16 protein-coding genes and 2 pseudogenes are annotated in these 16,554 nt (G+C 40.1%); 14 read left to right on the top strand and 4 right to left on the bottom strand.

All coding sequences use genetic code 11. The features are described from left to right. Positions 1-38 precede the first annotated feature (38 nt). On the top strand, positions 39-1,052 hold the full coding sequence (locus tag VTAP4600_RS15980; RefSeq protein ID WP_102523686.1) for an acyltransferase: 1,014 nt from the start codon (positions 39-41) through the stop codon (positions 1,050-1,052). Here VTAP4600_RS15980 and VTAP4600_RS15985 read toward each other — a convergent pair. After that, entirely contained in the window at positions 1,049-1,381 is a 333-nt protein-coding gene (locus tag VTAP4600_RS15985; protein ID WP_102523687.1) for a DUF2500 domain-containing protein, read from the bottom strand. The two genes, VTAP4600_RS15980 and VTAP4600_RS15985, sit on opposite strands and share 4 nt — an antisense overlap. 176 nt (positions 1,382-1,557) lie before the next feature. Between VTAP4600_RS15985 and VTAP4600_RS15990 the strand changes: the two genes are divergently transcribed. The 4 genes and pseudogenes from VTAP4600_RS15990 to VTAP4600_RS16010 form a co-directional block, all read left to right on the top strand. After that, positions 1,558-1,923: a DUF4145 domain-containing protein gene (locus VTAP4600_RS15990; protein WP_102523688.1), complete on the top strand. Its 366-nt coding sequence runs from the start codon at positions 1,558-1,560 to the stop codon at positions 1,921-1,923. A gap of 985 nt (positions 1,924-2,908) precedes the next feature. Then, positions 2,909-3,499, top strand: coding sequence for a lysoplasmalogenase family protein (locus tag VTAP4600_RS16000; RefSeq protein WP_172443131.1), 591 nt, complete (start codon positions 2,909-2,911; stop codon positions 3,497-3,499). A gap of 26 nt (positions 3,500-3,525) precedes the next feature. Then, entirely contained in the window at positions 3,526-3,762 is a 237-nt protein-coding gene (locus VTAP4600_RS16005) for a YecH family metal-binding protein (protein ID WP_102523690.1), read from the top strand. Positions 3,763-3,897: 135 nt separating this feature from the next. Beyond that, positions 3,898-4,158 (top strand): annotated as a pseudogene (locus VTAP4600_RS16010) (MarC family protein); the annotation flags it as partial. Between the two features lie 133 nt (positions 4,159-4,291). On the opposite strand, the gene VTAP4600_RS16015 reads toward VTAP4600_RS16010, so the two are convergent. Next, complete coding sequence (locus VTAP4600_RS16015; protein ID WP_102523691.1) at positions 4,292-4,894, bottom strand: YhgN family NAAT transporter; 603 nt, start codon at positions 4,892-4,894, stop codon at positions 4,292-4,294. Between the two features lie 149 nt (positions 4,895-5,043). Continuing rightward, complete coding sequence (locus VTAP4600_RS16020; protein ID WP_102523692.1) at positions 5,044-5,364, bottom strand: helix-turn-helix domain-containing protein; 321 nt, start codon at positions 5,362-5,364, stop codon at positions 5,044-5,046. Positions 5,365-5,466: 102 nt separating this feature from the next. Between VTAP4600_RS16020 and VTAP4600_RS16025 the strand changes: the two genes are divergently transcribed. From VTAP4600_RS16025 to VTAP4600_RS16065, 9 genes and pseudogenes are all read left to right on the top strand, one after another. Beyond that, positions 5,467-5,997, top strand: a complete 531-nt coding sequence (locus VTAP4600_RS16025; protein WP_102523693.1) for a VspR family transcription factor — start codon at positions 5,467-5,469, stop codon at positions 5,995-5,997. Beyond that, positions 5,991-7,277, top strand: a complete 1,287-nt coding sequence (locus tag VTAP4600_RS16030; protein ID WP_102523694.1) for a DEAD/DEAH box helicase — start codon at positions 5,991-5,993, stop codon at positions 7,275-7,277. The genes VTAP4600_RS16025 and VTAP4600_RS16030 overlap by 7 nt, the downstream gene beginning before the upstream one ends. 129 nt (positions 7,278-7,406) lie before the next feature. Then, a pseudogene (gene istA, locus VTAP4600_RS16035) lies at positions 7,407-8,938 on the top strand (IS21 family transposase). 9 nt (positions 8,939-8,947) lie between these two features. Then, positions 8,948-9,688, top strand: a complete 741-nt coding sequence (gene istB, locus VTAP4600_RS16040; RefSeq protein WP_012397030.1) for an IS21-like element helper ATPase IstB — start codon at positions 8,948-8,950, stop codon at positions 9,686-9,688. Positions 9,689-10,133: 445 nt separating this feature from the next. Continuing rightward, positions 10,134-11,222, top strand: coding sequence for an AAA family ATPase (locus tag VTAP4600_RS16045; protein ID WP_102523695.1), 1,089 nt, complete (start codon positions 10,134-10,136; stop codon positions 11,220-11,222). A gap of 34 nt (positions 11,223-11,256) precedes the next feature. Beyond that, positions 11,257-13,485 (top strand): S8 family peptidase, encoded by a 2,229-nt coding sequence (locus VTAP4600_RS16050; RefSeq protein ID WP_172443132.1) that lies wholly within the window; start codon positions 11,257-11,259, stop codon positions 13,483-13,485. A 195-nt stretch (positions 13,486-13,680) separates the two neighbouring features. Beyond that, complete coding sequence (locus tag VTAP4600_RS25795; RefSeq protein ID WP_145958582.1) at positions 13,681-13,872, top strand: hypothetical protein; 192 nt, start codon at positions 13,681-13,683, stop codon at positions 13,870-13,872. A gap of 32 nt (positions 13,873-13,904) precedes the next feature. Next, the gene (locus VTAP4600_RS16060; protein ID WP_102523698.1) at positions 13,905-14,849 is read left to right on the top strand and encodes a hypothetical protein; all 945 of its coding nucleotides are present in this window, start codon (positions 13,905-13,907) and stop codon (positions 14,847-14,849) included. Then, positions 14,842-15,849: a ComEC/Rec2 family competence protein gene (locus tag VTAP4600_RS16065; RefSeq protein ID WP_172443133.1), complete on the top strand. Its 1,008-nt coding sequence runs from the start codon at positions 14,842-14,844 to the stop codon at positions 15,847-15,849. Before VTAP4600_RS16060 ends, VTAP4600_RS16065 begins: the two co-directional genes overlap by 8 nt. Before the next feature lie 74 nt (positions 15,850-15,923). Here VTAP4600_RS16065 and gmtX read toward each other — a convergent pair whose 3' ends face one another. Next, positions 15,924-16,544, bottom strand: a complete 621-nt coding sequence (gene gmtX, locus VTAP4600_RS16070; RefSeq protein WP_145958583.1) for a gamma-mobile-trio protein GmtX — start codon at positions 16,542-16,544, stop codon at positions 15,924-15,926. Positions 16,545-16,554 lie beyond the last annotated feature (10 nt).

The following is a 16,554-nucleotide window of genomic DNA, read 5'->3' on the forward strand; positions in this document are numbered from 1 at the left end:
GTTATGCTTAGTATGGTCTATTGATGATAGGAGGCCATGTGACTCAACGAGTTTTATTTTTTGACCTATTACGTTGCCTTGCGGCAATTGCTGTTGTCTTAATTCATGCTTTAGGTCCATATCGCCACTTAATGGGTGATATCCCCTTTGAACACTGGTCTATAGCGGTTGGCTTAAACAGTGTGAGCCGCTGGGCTGTTCCTATTTTCATTATGATCACCGGGGCTCTTTTACTGAGTGATGCTCGACCTTTCCAAGCTAAGGTGTTTTTTCAAAAGAGATTTGCAAAAGTGCTGATCCCATTCTTTGTTTGGTCGGCTTTTTATGCAGTATTCTCTGGCTGGACGAGCGGTGGTTTTGATTGGCAGCCCGTCACTCAGGCGCTAGGTGAATTTATACATCACGAAACTTATTATCATCTCGGCTTTTTCTACTATTTCTTACCGCTTTATTTCTTAGTCCCAATTTATCGATGGATTATCACCCAGCATGGTGAAACGGGGATCTGGCTATTTATTGCAATTTGGTTGTTTACGACAGCCTTGTTTTTGTTGGATGTCGATGGACCTTGGTCAAATCAGATCTGGTTGTTTTCTGGTTATTTAATGCTTGGGTATGCTTTGTATCAAGTGACTCCCCTTACCGGCCGTAACTTGTCGTTGGCGGTTTCTTTCGGTGTCTTTAGTTTGTTAGCAACGATTTATTGGGTCATTGCTGGCAGTGTAGAAAATGGAGAGTATACAGTAGGGCGGTGGCTTTCGTATAAAACGCTTAATACCGTTCTGGCTGCTAGCATGATCTTCATTATGTGCCGAAAATTTGCGGATGGTCTATCGAGATCAGCCTTGAAGGTTATCGCGTTTATCAGTCGTTATAGTTTGGGGATTTATTTACTTCATCCGATCTTTTTGTGGCCGCTATATCAACTGGAGTTACCGCTACTCCATCCTTTGGTTGGTTTGCCGTTATGGGTCATATTCAGTGGGGGAGCGGCTCTATTTTCTAGCTGGTGGCTTTCAAAATACAAAGCCACCGCTTGGTTAGTGCCTTAAGAGCGTTTTAAGGCAAAATGCATGAACTTATCACCTTGATAGGTGAGCATGCCTTTGTCTCCGGGGTTCAATGCTGAAAAATAGTGTATGCCAACTTGAAACTCTCGTTTAGGGCCAACTCGGCCCTTTTGCACGTAAATCCAATATTCTTGATCTTCTTCACCAGGTTTGGTGTTTTCAATTTCAATGGATTGTTTATCTAATATGGTTACAAGCGCTGTCTGCTCTGGAGCATCTTCACCAAAAGTGTGCTTGCGTTGGAAGCCAACAAAAAACCAGCCAGCACCAATAGCCAGAAGCAACATGAGTCCAAAAATAGAAAGTGGCATGTGTTATATCCTTATAAATTCAAGATCAGTTTACCTAGAGCGGAAGTCTGGGAACAATGCAGTCATGGATTTCGTGATCCAGTTATTGATTTTATTGAGCTAAATTTAGGGTATGTTGGTCTGAAAGTAAGTGCATGAAAATAAAGAATCGGTTATGACAATACAGGAGGTGCTGAATGTCTGATATTGAAAAGGTAGTCACTCGGACTCGCCAAATAGAAAAACTGTTGCGAGTGCAATATCACGCTTCGGGCAAAGGACTGCATCAGTTGATAACCAGTACTGAAGAACGTTTGCCTCATGATGTCATCAAGAAACTGCGATATGTAGCAACCATTCGAAACAAGATTGTTCACGAAGAGGACTTTGTTCTTGAAAATCGAAAGGAATTTTTGAAAGTCTGCGATGAATGCGAAAAAGAGCTAACACCACGAAGTGGGCGGTTTGTTTGGGGGGTGGCGTTGACATTGATGGGGTTAATTACATTGGCGGCGTTAAGCTTTTATTACGTCCATTGGAATGAGTTAAGTAAACATTTGTAGGGATTGATTTATTTAGCTAATTGAACAACATATCTTCATTTTTTGACAAATCTGAGCGTTAAATAGGCACAAATAAAAAAAGGGACGCATTAAGCGTCCCTTTTTTTAAAAAGGTCTTTTGTGATGTTGATTAGTACATCATCGGCAGTGTCATTAAACCAACTACTACCGCAATCATCACAAGTCCTTGTTTTTGAGAGGAAGAAATCATAACACTGCTCCTAAATTCTTTGCTATAAACCGTTGACAAAAAGAATAGCATGGATTTTGGTGTTTGATCAAGTAATATCTTCTCTGGCCTCTGAAAGTGCAGCTTTACATGATGGTAATTGGTGTTTTTTGGTCAGGTTTGTGTCATGTTTTGATTGTTTGATTATCAAGCATATGTCACAAATTGTCATTTATGTGCACTTAACCTGTTGATATATATATATTTTAATGTCGATCTGCATTGTTCATTATTTGTAATATTTAAAATGATCGATTTTTTGCGTTGGGTATATCTAGCTTCAATAAAACGCTGTTTGTTTTGTTTTTATGCTGCTTGAATTTGCTGGTGGAGGGGGTGAAGGTAATATAATGCTGTTTTATTCTTCCTTTTCTCCTTGTGTGGGATTCCTGGTTGGGTGAAGCTTCGGGATGGGTTTAAATCCCATTTTTTAATTTAAGTTATTGTTTTAAAGTTATTTATTTCCTGCGTTTTTCATTGTTTGTCTAAAGTGGCAAACGGTTGCTTTTTGATGGTGTTGAGTTGTGCGCAACGACGGTTGTTTTCGGTGGGCTTGAACAGTGAAAGTTTATTGAAGTTATCATTAAGGCTGATTTTTAGTGGTTGAAAGCACTTTGATGAAACTGTGCCATATCCTTACAGAGATCCAATTATTTGGTATTGTTGCTGGACTTAAGTTTTGCCAACACTAAACTGTGCAAATTACTAAATAAGCATGACCATTTAGTGGGGGATTCATTAGTGGGAATATCAAGTTTGATTTCTACATCAACTAACCAGGTATTGGCGTCGAGTTTGACTCGGTTTCGTTTAAGTAGCATTGCTTTGTTATTCAGCCTGTTGATATTTTTTGAACCATTTTCCTCTACAAATGTGTGGATGTTGCTGGGTTTAGGGTTGTTGGCGATGAGTGAAATGTGCAATGCATTCTTGCCGACCAAGAATACAATCTCCTTTACTATCGCAATGTTCGCTTTTACGTGTTTGAGTAAATTCTATTGGCTGCAGCTGCATAGTGATATTGTTTGGTGGCTACCCGCTTTATTGGTAGCAACGGGTGTTATCTTGTTGCTGCTCTTTCTACCTCTGCTTGATTCTCTTATCTTCCCCGCCACCATTATGGGGGCAATACTGCTCCAACTGTCCTGGGCGTCTGGTGAGGTTTGGTTAACGGAAAATAGCTCATTAAGTTTGGCAGGTTTTGTTGCTTGTCTTATTATGCTGGTTTCTAAATTATTGTTTGCTATTCACCATTGTCGTAAGCCGTTTCGATACGGCGAGGTGATGATATCTGGCCTGTATGTCTTTTCGTTGACGTTAATGGCGTGTGCGGCAATGATGGCTTAATTCTTTATTTTAGGAGCCAAGTGCTTATGTCGAACTCAACCCACGGCCACAGAGTGATGGAGTTGTTGCGTGATAGCACGCTTACTCTTGAGGCGCTGCAGCAAGAAGTGAATCATCGTTTTGGCGCATCTACACGTTTTCATACGTGCAGCCAACAAGATCTTACTTTGACACAGCTAATGACTTTTCTCATAAGCAAAGAAAAAGTCGTTGAAGTAGATGCGGGTCTGACATTGAATCAAGAAAAAATCTGTCATCATTAATCCCAGCTTGTCTAATACAGAGCGTTGCGCTTTAAACGACTAGAAAACTCAAAAAAATGCGATAACCACTTTAGTGATTATAATCATTAGAGTGGTTGTTTTATTTATGCGCTTACCAAAATGTAGAGAGTAAAAATGGAGATAATTTCCGCAGCGGTGATGCTGTTTTTGATAATGGATCCACTTGGCAATTTGCCAGTATTGTTATCGATACTAAAACATCTAGAGCCTAAAAGACGTCGTTTTGTCTTGGTGAGGGAGCTAATCTTTGCGCTGATTATTTTGATGTTATTCCTCTTTGCAGGGCAAAGTATTCTTAACTTTCTTCATGTTCAGCCTGAGACCTTGAGTATATCCGGCGGTATCATTCTGTTTATTACAGCTATTACCCTTGTAAATATAACTTTCACTATCGAGGAATATTCAGGTTTTTGTTTTTTAAGTAGTTTTAGAGGCAAAAAAAATGTTACACATAATATTTATGCATAACATTTTTGGTTCTGAATCATAAGGTAATATAAAAACTATTCTATTGAGCGATAGCCCCGATTTGCTGAAAGTAACTCTCGATACCATTTAAAAACATCTGTACCGCAATCATTAGCAACAACATCCCCATAAGCCTTTCTAGGGCTTTAAGAATCTTATCTCCGACGATTCTCTCGATAAGCTCACCACCACCTAAAATCAAGGCAGAGGCAAACCAAGCTAAAAAAACGGCTAGAGACCAGTCATACATGCGGCTCGTGTCTTGTTGGGCGAGTAAGATGAGCGTAGCGATTAAACTTGAACCTGCAAGCAGAGGGGTAGCAAGAGGCACTATAAATGGATCTTCACCTGCAGCTACTATTGGAGAGCTTGAAGATGGGAAAATCATTTTTAATGAAACCATCAGTAGTATTAATGCACCACTGATGGAAACAGCTTGAGAACTTAAGTTTAGAAATTTAAGTATTGAATCTCCTGCCCATAAGAACGTCATCATGATTGCTAAAGCAATTAATAGCTCTCGGATTAAGATAATTCTACGTTTTTTAGGAGGTATGTGCCTCAAGACAGAACTAAAAATTGGAAGGTTACCAAACGGGTCCATGATCAGGAACAGCATTGTAGTAGCGGCGATAATATCCATGAGGACTCCGTATTGTTGTTAGCTTATAGGGTTTAGCGGGGCGCTATTCTAGCTTAGCAACAATGACTTATACACAACTCTATGAACTCGAGTTATTCGGAGTAGATGGCGTAGACTAGTTCGGTAGGATACCTAGATATTTTGAGCTTTTATGTGTTTGTTTTTTGAAGGTTAGAAATAAAGTCCATAAGTACCTTTCTTTCCTCGATAGATAGTTTTGATATAGCTATAGCTAGATCTGCTGAAGTTTCATCTTCACAGAAAAAGTAATTCAAAGGCACACCAAGTTCATCAGCAATTTTTTTTAATGTGCTGACGTCAGGAGTATGTCGGCCTTTCTCATATTGATTCATTCGTGCGCTTGCCGAGCTCTCATCTATACCAATTTTTACTCCTAACGCTTTTTGCGAGAGTTTAGCTTTCTTACGAACATCTTTAAGCCGCTGCGGTATGGGGTTGTCGATTGACATTTCACTTTCATAATTTTTTCAACTCATAACTAAGATTTTCTTAGTTTTACTGATTTCTGTATACTAAGCAATACTTAGCTTTTTATGGTGTGCGGTCGATATATGAAACCTTCTAAAAAAATTAGTGCGGATATGCATAAGCTGTTGATAGAGAAAAGAATGGATGGTTTTTCAATTGTTGAGGCCAGAGAAGCGTCACTATCTGGGAAAGCTATGCCAAATGAACTAGGTAAATACCACCAACGAATTTATCGTCAAATATGGCAACTTGAAAAGAAAAACTGGCTCAGAAGTGAAGGGTATGGGAAGAGTAAAAGATACTTCAAGACAGCAGTCTTTGAGAGCTTCCAATTTCATTTGAAGACAAATAATAAACGCTCTTATGCTGCTGAAAACATAAATTCAAACTACTCAGTTTTAGTGTATGAACGGAATGAAGCTCAAGGAGAACTAGAGGTGGTTTTAGGTGAGATCGAAGAATACCGCTCACTCAAGAATCGCTTTCCAGAACTAGAGTCTAGATTAACCCCCTTCCAAGAGGATGCTACAGAGCGATCTGCTCGATTGTTAAGTAGGGTCAACGTACTAACGAAAGTACTGAAAACACTTACGGAAGGTGCCAAAGAGTGTTAAGGCAGTGGCAGATTGAATGTTCAGAAAAAGCTCTACAAAAATATCACTCGAATGAAAGACATTTTTTTTGTCAAGCAACTCCGGGAGCTGGAAAAACGGTATTAGCTGCGACTATTGCTTCTAGGCTTATATCCGAAGGTATGATCGACCTTGTCTTATGCTTTTCACCATCTTTAACTGTTTCAAATGGTATAAAAAAAACGTTCGCGAAGACTCTGAACTGTTCATTCAACGGGGGATTAGGTTCAATTGGAAAATCACTTACATACCAATCCATACAATTTCTAAATGATGAATTTTGGGAGACATTGAGAAATCACCGTGTATTTGTGGTTTTTGATGAAATACATCATTGCTCTGGATCTGAGGTTGAAAGTGCAAATGTTTGGGGGCAGCAAGTCCTTACTAATATTCAAGGATTAGCAACATATACATTGGCTTTATCAGGAACGCCTTGGCGTTCAGATGCTATACCGATCGTTATGAGTGACTATAGCGAGCCTAGTGGAATGGTGTTTGTTGATTATCAATATAGTTTAAAGCAAGCCGTCATAGATAAAGTATGTAGAACTCCAAAGATAGTGTTGGTTGATAGCGAGTATTTGGCAGTAAGAGATGGTAATGAGAAAGCATCTTTTTCTTCTATATTAGAAATGCTCAAGAACACTAAGACATCCTATCAAAGTGTAATTCATAACAAAGAAGCGATGTTGTACATACTGGATTTAGCTTGTGAAAAACTAAAAGCGATAAGAGTTCAATCTCCAAATGCAGGTGGGTTAGTTGTTGCTTCTTCTGTTGAACATGCTGAACAAATTTTGCATCTTTTATCTCAAGAATATGGTCAAACAGTTTCGATTGTTACGTATCGCCATGAAGAACCAATAACTGAGATTGAGCGATTTCGCCAGAGTACTACTCAGTGGATTGTAAGTGTTGGGATGATTAGTGAAGGGACTGATATTCCTCGGCTTCAGGTTTGTTGTCATATGAGCTCAATAAAAACTGAGTTGTTTTTTAGGCAGGTGTTAGGGCGTGTCCTTCGTGTAAATAATTCTCTGAATCAAGAAGCATGGCTTTTTACGTTCGCTGAGCAGAGTTTTATCGATTTTGCTGAACGAATTGAACAGGACATCCCTGACGTGTGTGCTTTTTCCAAAATGGCTCCCTTTTTAGAAAGTGCGTATTTCGGAGCATTGCGATCACCTATTTCGGCATTATCCGATCACCTGTTTCGGTTTAAACCGATCGCTCATTCCGCAATAATCCGATCACTTTAGCCCAAACTCCGAAATGGGCGATCGGAATAGCGAAATCACTGATCGGATACTCCGAAACCCTCCCTTTTTCTCTTTTAAATCAACCAGTCGCTATCCTTGTTAGTAGTCGTATACAACTAGGAAGTGATGATGCCAAAAAAGAGAACACCAATGACAAAAATCAAAGAGGTTTACGCCTTAAATTCGAGTGCGGATTGTCACACAGAAATATCGCTTCCTGTCTGAAAATTGGTTGTGCGACCGTATCTGAAATCATCAGTCGTTTTAATCAAAGCCAAATAGGTTGGCCGCTCCCTGATAGTTGTTCAGATACAGAGTTAACCAATGCGCTTTATCACCCAAAAGGAGCGAATAAAGCCAAAGCGATGCCAAACTTCGCTAACTGTTGTACGGAACTAAAAAGAAAAGGCATGACGAAACTGCTGTTGTGGGAAGAATATTACGAGCAATATCAGGAGCGAGCCTACGCTTATACTCAGTTCTGTGAACATTACATGCGTTGGTTAAAGAAGCAGAAGCGTAGCATGCGACAGACCCACATCGCAGGTGACAAGCTGTTCATTGATTACTGTGGCCCAACGATCCCAGTCGTTAACCCTGACACGGGAGAGATCCGTCATGCCCAGGTTTTTGTTGCCACTCTTGGTGCATCCAATTATACCTACGTGGAAGCAAGTGAGAGTCAAAAACTAGAACACTGGCTGGAAGCCCATGCCAATGCCTTCGAACACTTCGGCGGGGTTCCAAGGTTGTTAGTCCCTGATAACCTGCGTTCGGCTGTCACTAAACATGACCGCTATGAACCTCAGCTCAACGATAGTTACCAGAAACTATCTAACCATTACCAGACGGCTGTCATGCCTGCTCGACCATACAAACCTAAAGACAAAGCAAAAGCTGAAAATGCAGTGCTCATTGTTGAGCGTTGGATAATGATGCGACTACGACACAATACCTTCCACACGTTCAAAGAGTTAAACCTAGCCATCCGTGAGCTAATGAATGATTTGAACCAAAGGGAAATGAAACAGCTAGGAGCCAGCCGTCAGGCACTGTTCGAGCAGTTAGATAAACCAGCATTGAGACCACTTCCAATCCAACGCTACATCTATACCGAAACTAAGCGGGCGAAAGTTGGGCCTGACTACCACATAGAGTACAGAAAACATTACTACTCTGTGCCTCACCAGTTAGTGGGACAACATGTTGAACTTGAAGCCACTTCCCGCTTGATACGCATTTATTATCAAGGAAACCTAGTCTCACAACATCCATGTAGCCCAAAAGAACGAGGGATAAGCACTTACCCCGAACACATGCCCAGCAACCATCGGTATCAGAAATGGTCTCCTGAACGATTATTGCGCTGGGGAGAACATATTGGCGCTGCAACTCGTGAAATGGTGAATGTTCAATTGATGAAAAAGGCACACCCTGAACAAGCTTATCGTAGCTGTCTTGGCTTATTGAACCTGAGTAAAAAATACGGTGATGTTCGTCTAGAGCAAGCCTGTAAGGATGCGCTTCTAATCAATAAACCCTATCTTAAGTTCGTCAAAAACTTGTTAGTAAACCATCGGGAAGGCCAACTCTCATCAGAAACTCAAACCACACCCAACATAGAGCACAGCAATGTTCGTGGCCCTGACTTTTACCACTAGGAGTACGTAATGAACCAGATAAATGAACAACTAAAAGCACTTCGCCTTGGTCATGCAGCACAAGCTTTAGAGCAGCAACGTGAGCAGCTATCCACTTACGCAGAGCTAGCGTTCGAAGAAAGGTTAAGCTTACTTCTAGAGAGTGAGTTGCTTAACCGAAACCAAACTAAGATCCAAAGGCTCAAGCGACAAGCCAAGCTCAGAGTAGATGCGCAGGCAAGCCAAATTATTTACAAAGAAGGGCGAGGTCTAATGCGGAGTCAGATGAGTGAACTTCTGACAGGAATCTATCTGCACAAACATCAAAATATCTTGATCACTGGCCCTACAGGAGCAGGAAAAACCTATATCGCTTGCGCTTTATCGGCTCAGGCTTGCGAGCAGCAACATAGCGTTCGATATTACCGTTTGAGTCGCTTACTGGATGATCTAAGTTCAGGCCGTCTTGACGGCACATATCAAAAACAGCTACTGGCACTATCGAAAAAAGGCTTACTCGTCCTAGATGACTGGGGAATGGAAAAGCTCACTCAGGATCATGCAGGTCATTTACTGGAGTTACTTGAAGACAGATATCAGGTCAGCAGCACGATGATGATAAGCCAACTTCCTGTAAAAGAATGGTACAACATGATAGGTAACGCCACGGTTGCTGATGCTGTTTTAGACCGATTAATCCATAACAGCCACCGATTAGAACTAGGAGGGGAATCAATGAGAAAACTGGCGCAATCCGATCAGTTAGAGTAAAACTAGAGGTAGAGAAAAACGGCAGGGTCAGGTGATCGGATTAAACCGAAACGCCCGATCGGAATCGCCGAAATACGCAAGAAAGGAGGAGGGAAGAGCTAATTAACTATTTAAAGAGTGGAGACGACGTCAAAAGCGATGACAATCTAAGTTTAACTTTTTCTGAAAAGACTGTGTTGAGTTGTAATGAGCGTAGAACTGGTAGCTCTTCTACTACGATAAAAAACCTTGAGTTAGATAGGTTTAAGCAGAGAGTTATTTCTGCTTTTACCTTATTAGGTGAAAAAGCAGAAATTTAATTGTTCATGTCTTTTATATGCGGCCCTAACTTTTATGTTGGATATGTTTTATTTGTCTTAAAAAGTGGTAAACAATTTATCTTTAGGCGAGTATAATCGGCCGGTATTTTATTGTATTTATTAAAAATCAAGCGCTTAGGTCAATTATGAATGGTAAACTCATATTAAAAATCGTTGAGTCGGCGTTAGCTGGGCGCTCTGATGAGTTAAAAATGTTAGTAAATGTCCTGAGTCACGAGGTTAGTCGAACTAATCCAGATTTGAGTCGGGAATTAAGTAAGCTTGTCTTGTCGAAGGGCAGTTTAAGAAGTAAAGCACAAAGGGTTAACCCTAATTTACTGGAGCCTAAAAAATCAGGCCTGATAGAAAACAGCTTAGTGAACATAAACCCTTTCCCATACTTAGAAAGTGCGCCGGTTTTGCCGGACTCAATCAAAGATACTTTTGAACAAGTTATTGTTGAACATAACAATAAAGCTAAGTTACAAAAAAATGGATTGGAACCAGTAAAGACCCTTTTATTTGAGGGGCCGCCAGGCGTAGGGAAAACTATGTCTGCTCAATGGCTAGCTCAAAAATTAGATGTACCATTACTCGTTTTAGATTTGGCAACCGTAATGAATAGCCAATTAGGTAAAACAGGTAACAACCTAAAGTCCGTAATAGAGCATGCAGCCTCTCAGTCATGTATTTTGTTGTTAGATGAGTTTGATGCGATTGCTAAGAAGCGTGATGACGAAGGGGATGTCGGAGAGCTTAAACGACTAGTTACTGTATTACTGCAATCAATAGATGCTTGGCCTAGCTCATCGATCCTTGTTGCTGCTACAAACCATGCTGAATTGCTTGATCCGGCAGTTTGGCGTCGATTTGAAGAGAAATTTGTTTTCTCTCTTCCTAATGATGTGCAGGTTAGTGATTACTTAGAAAGTATTACTGGAAATAAGCATGTAGCAGCTCTGTCACTTTTGTTTCGAGGGATGTCATACAGTGATATAAAAACTTTGATACTCAAGTATAAGAAAATTAGTTTAATTCATGATATACCACTTGTTGAACAGTTAATAGCTGCGCATGTGTCTAATATTTGTTTAGAAAAACTATCGATTAATGAAAAGAAGCAACTAGCAGTGGCCTTAATCGGTGCGAAACTTTCACAACGAAAAGTTTCTGAACTTTTGAATATATCAAGACAAACAATCAAAAAGGCAATCGACAACGTCGAATCTAATTAGAAGCGAAACTTGAATGAGTCCCAAAAGACCTATTTTGTCCAAAGCAGAGGCCTACTCACAAGCAGTGGTCAGAAAGAATCCACCTCCAGGTGATAAATTGGTTCCATATACTTACTTTCAAGCTAAGGGAAGAATAGGACGACAGCTTACAGAAACAATTTCTAGAATTGATACATTGCCACCGGATACTACTCCGAATGAAGAAGTTGTTACGAAGTTAACTTTACATCCTAGCTTTTTGGCCAGGTCATTTTTTCCTAAGAGCATTCTGGAAAAATATGAACTGAAATGTGTCGGTAGTAAGGAAGTTTTCATTACTCCTGAAATGAAAGCAACAAAAACACAAGAGGAGCAGGGTGTTCTCTCTAGTTCATTATTATATGTTGCTGGCCAAAAAGAACAGTTTAGTAAGTTACTTGATGATATTGCTTGTGATGTTCTTGATGACGACTCTTTAGATGATTTAATCAAGTTAGAGGATATTTCACTATTTGAAAGCTTAGAGAAGTTGGCTCCTTCAACTGAGACAGGACCTTCAACCTCTGAATTAGTGTATGAGATAGTCCTACATGCATCCTCATCTCAAGACTATATTCTTGAGAGCTTTTGTCGATACATTGATAACTTAGGTGGGCATGTTTACAAAGATAAAACTAGAACTGTCAAAGGTTTAACTTTTTGTTTTGTTAAAACTTGCGCGAGTAATATAACTCCACTCGCTAATTTTGCGTATGTACGAGTTGTAAGGCCGATACCTGAACTGACTATTAGCGAGCAAGGCTCAGATTTTAAAAAAATAGATAGTTTGAGTTTTGGGACTGAGAAAGATTTAAGCTCTGGTCCACATTCTAATATTGCGATTTTTGATGGGGGGCTTTTTCAAGGCGATTGTAATAACCCTTATATTCGATATTTTGACCTTACACACCAACATGTTGATATAGAAGATAATTACTTGCATGGTTCTCGTGTTACGTCAGCCATTGTCTATGGTGACGTAGGTGATACCGATTCTCAATCGCGTAACATTTTATCTGTGGATCATTATAAGGTTTATTGCCACCAAGATAACCTTGATGTCGGTTTAGTTGATGTTCTTGATAGGCTTGTAAACGTCTTGAAGTCGAGGAAATATAAGTTTGTAAATATTAGCTTGGGACCTAAAGTCCCATGTCCTGATGATGAGCCTAGTTTGTGGACCTCAACACTAGACGAGCTAGCGGCTACAGGTGAAACACTGTTTGTAGTTGCAGTAGGAAATGAAGGTATATATCTAAATACTGATTTAAAGGGGCTTGCTCGAATCCAACCTCCGGCCGATATGTTAAATGGATTAAGTATCGGAGCTGCAAACTCAAGAAACAAGAACTGGGAGAGAGCTTCATATAGTTGTGTAGGTCCCGGTCGTCGTCCAGGTTATATCAAACCTGACGCATTGTTTTTTGGTGGGGAAGAAGACGAAAAAGTTAAGTTACTGTCTTTAAGTGATTATTCTACGAATGAAATCACGGGCACTTCTATTGCTGCTCCGCTCGCACTTCGTTTAGCTGCATTGATTGATATGACAACTAATGGCGAGCTAAATGTAGCGACTATTCGAGCTTTGCTTATCCACTCAACTGGAAAAAATGACGTTGATAGGAAAGAGTGTGGCTGGGGAAGAATCGAAAGCAACATAGAAAATATACTGTATTGCGATGACAATAAGGTGACTTTCATCTATCAAGGGGTGTTAACGAAGAGCAGTGGTATTCGAGCTTCAGTACCATGCCCGCAGAATACTCCTTATATCGGTGGAATGATCGAGATGGATGCGACAGTGTGCTTTTATACCGATATAGATCAGCAGCATACGGTTAGCTATACCAGGGCTGGATTGGAGATCACTTTTAGACCAAATTTTGAAAAGTTAGGAAAGGATAGCTCTGAAGCGAAAACTAGGTCTCTTTTCAATAAAAAGAATATCTTAGGTGATGAGCCGACTTTTAGGCGCGATGCCCATCTATGGGAGACGTGTTATAAGGTACATGATAGAATGAGGGCATCTTCGTTGAAAGAACCTATGCTAGATATCAAGTATTTAGCCAGAGACGAAGGGCACTCTCGCTCAGCTGCGGAGATGCGTAAGCTTCCGCCACTTTACTACTCATTGATCGTTACCGTACAAACTAATACTGAATATGATTTGTACGGTGATGTTGTGAATGAATTTCAACTATTAACACCCTTAGAGGTAGATTTAGATGCTATTGTTAACGTATAGAGAGTGCCGACAACTATGAGGGGGCAGCTAGCTATGAATAGATCTGAAATACATAATTTTTCCTCTTTGAGGACCGCTGATACCAGAGCAGATCATGACTTTTTTAAGCAACTATCTGATAAAACAGTCATAAATATCGATAGGTTAGGCGCTCAAGGAACAGACGGGGTTTCATTGTCAACTTTGAAGTCTTATATGGGTATTAACTATCAAGTGCTTACTAAAGTAATTAAAACACTGCACTCGAAGAAGTTGGTTGCATTACGTCGACGTTCTGGAGTCGAAAGCGCAGACTCTACTACGTCAGATGACATTATCCTTAAGTTAACTGCTGAAGGTAGTACGTATGTGCGTAATGTCTTGTATGCGATGCAAATAACAGAATAATCCTAATAAAACTATTTAGTTGGCTACCTTACGTGCTTGAGATTCTTAAAAACGTGCTTGAAACTCTTAAAAAACTATTCACTAATCACATCACAAATGTTGTCGTCATTGTTCATATCGCTGTTGTTTACGGAATTTACAATTACGACCCAACTCTTTACCCAGACTTTTTTATAGTTTGGTTTGCCGGCATTATTTTAAGTGCGGTTGAGCTTGGTTCTAGATACAAAGATGAGCCAAGCTCAGTTTTGACAAGCTCTCCAGGTGTAATGTACTTGGTCATTAATGGACTTATTTGTTGTTTTGGCTTCTTCTTGATCCAGAACTTTAGTTGGCATTTCGAAGTTGATGAAATCCTTCCTCTGATGGCTCAGCGTACGATGGATATAATGCAGGCTGCTTTAGGCAGTATGATGATTATGCGAAGCTCATTCATTAAACTAGGTAACGATTCCCAGACTGATCTTGGCCTAAATATTGTTCTCAAAAAGCTCCTCGCAATGGTAGATCGAGAAGTAGATAGGGTTCGAGCGACCAAAAGAAGCAAAGATGTTACCGCCCTTTTGAAGGGTACAAGCTATTCTGATACCCGAAACAAAGTAATTACATATTGCCTTGATGTGATGCAGAACATCTCACCAGATGAACGCAGGAAGTTAAAGTTTGAGTTGAATGCTATTGATGCACAAGATGAGTGTGTAGACCGCACCACAAGGAAATACTCGGCAGGACTACTGATATACAATATTGTCGGGCAAAGTGTCTTAGAAAGTGCTGTGCGTGATCTGGGGCTATATAGCTCTGTCGAATGTAAAGAGAGTGAACTTTCGGTTGACCCTCAAGAAGAGTTTGAATCTGTCCGAGATACTTTTGAGGATATGCTTGATACTCCGTCTCCACCTCCTAATGGCAATTCAAAGTCTGTTGAAGAAGGCTCGGAACCTACTGAAACTCAGGCAGATAAAGCGATTGAATAAAATATTTATCACCTATTTAGCAACCTTCTTGCTGTCAGCTCTATCATTTCGCTCTTTTGCTATGGTCGATATAAGAGTTGTTGATGTTGGCCCAGGTTTATGTGTTCTCGCGACTGATACTGTGAACGATAAGCATGTTCTGTATGATGCTGGACGCTGGACCAATAGTTATTGCTATGACTATGTTGTAGATAAAGTCGAAAGAGATATATCTCTAGTTGTGATTAGTCACTTGGATTCGGATCACTTTAGTAACTTGCCAGATATATTAGAACAAAAGAAAGCTGAACTTATTGTTCATACTGGATATAAACGAAGAAAGACAACTTGGCATGCTGCAAACCATGCAATCGCTATGGGAGCGAAGAGGGGCTCTACGGTTATTAACTTGCAATCTACCTCATTAGATATGATGGTATCTCCAATAGTCATTGGTGATATGACTATCGATTTTGTGTACGGGCTAGGTGAGTGGGATGTGAACAAAGGACGACTTTCAGAAAGTCATTTACGTAATGCTCTAAGTATTGTCGTTAGGTTGTCTGCTCATGGTAAAGAAGTTCTTTTGGCTGGAGATACAGTCGGTAGACATGATGGAGACCCTCAAGATTCATGTTTGTATGCTGAACAAGATATGGTTACAGCTGTTACACGTGACAAATTAGAGGCTGATGTTCTTATTGCTCCTCACCATGGTGCAGATAATGCGAGCTCAAGTTGTTTTCTGGAAGCAGTGAGCCCTACATATGTGATTTATTCTGCTGGTCATAGCTATAAGCACCCCAGAGAGGTAACTGCTAGAAGAACATTAACAACTCTTGGAATTCCTCAGACTAATATGTTTAGAACAGACAGAGGCGATGATGAGGGAGACTTAGAATGGGATTTTCAAAGGATTCCTGGCTGCTCAGACCAAGCTGGTGATGACGATGTTGCCATAGAGCTCTCGGCTACAAGTTTACACGTTTCTTATGTAAATCCTCTTAATGAATGTGGATAATCTGGCAGTAAATGGTCAACTTGAGGCATGTTGTAGCATCATGGGGTTGTCGTATTTCATAAGATAACCAAGCCCTAGTTCTCTTCACTGTTGTTTAATTTGAGTGTTTTTTCGATAGCACTAAAAAAGCCCGGCTTAAAGATTACAAAATCGTTCATGTCTAAAATTTCACCAAATTCGCCAGTTTTGAGACCTTTCATATCAAGGTATTTAGGGTCTATTGATGATTTTAAGGCGTTAGCTTCTGAACTAGTAAGTGTAATGGTATTTGATAATTGATTAAGCTCACTGTGAAGGGGGGCGGTATCAAATACTTGAACCGGTACTTCAGCATTCAATAAGTCCACTTTTAACTGATTCACTTCCGCAATCAATTTACTCTTGTCAGCTATCAAATCTCGCACAAGCCACCTTGCAGATGGACTCTCAATATCATTGACCCAACTATGCTCATTTAGACGAGAGTTGAACGTTGGTTCTTTCTTGAATGTTTCTGCGTATGTTTTTATTAAGCTATGGTATAGATGCCCTGATTTGTTGCGAATAGCCTGTGTTGAAGGGCCTAAACTCTTTGCTGAAAGCTCCCCAATATTGATGATGGAAAAGTTCTTTTGTCCGGTTTGTAATTGTTCTAAACAAACCTGGTTAATGATCTTTAGGCTTTGCTTAGCTTTCTTTGATTTTGCTTCTTTCAATAATGTCTCA

This window comes from Vibrio tapetis subsp. tapetis (assembly GCF_900233005.1).
Taxonomy (GTDB): Bacteria; Pseudomonadota; Gammaproteobacteria; order Enterobacterales; family Vibrionaceae; genus Vibrio; species Vibrio tapetis.

Coding starts and splice junctions, on each gene's coding strand:
- VTAP4600_RS15985 (WP_102523687.1), bottom strand. CDS start 1,381: ATGCCACTTTCTATTTTTGGACTCATGTTGCTTCTGGCTATTGGTGCT.
- VTAP4600_RS15990 (WP_102523688.1), top strand. CDS start 1,558: ATGTCTGATATTGAAAAGGTAGTCACTCGGACTCGCCAAATAGAAAAA.
- VTAP4600_RS16005 (WP_102523690.1), top strand. CDS start 3,526: ATGTCGAACTCAACCCACGGCCACAGAGTGATGGAGTTGTTGCGTGAT.
- VTAP4600_RS16015 (WP_102523691.1), bottom strand. CDS start 4,894: ATGGATATTATCGCCGCTACTACAATGCTGTTCCTGATCATGGACCCG.
- VTAP4600_RS16020 (WP_102523692.1), bottom strand. CDS start 5,364: ATGTCAATCGACAACCCCATACCGCAGCGGCTTAAAGATGTTCGTAAG.
- VTAP4600_RS16025 (WP_102523693.1), top strand. CDS start 5,467: ATGAAACCTTCTAAAAAAATTAGTGCGGATATGCATAAGCTGTTGATA.
- istB (WP_012397030.1), top strand. CDS start 8,948: ATGAACCAGATAAATGAACAACTAAAAGCACTTCGCCTTGGTCATGCA.
- VTAP4600_RS16045 (WP_102523695.1), top strand. CDS start 10,134: ATGAATGGTAAACTCATATTAAAAATCGTTGAGTCGGCGTTAGCTGGG.
- VTAP4600_RS25795 (WP_145958582.1), top strand. CDS start 13,681: ATGGGTATTAACTATCAAGTGCTTACTAAAGTAATTAAAACACTGCAC.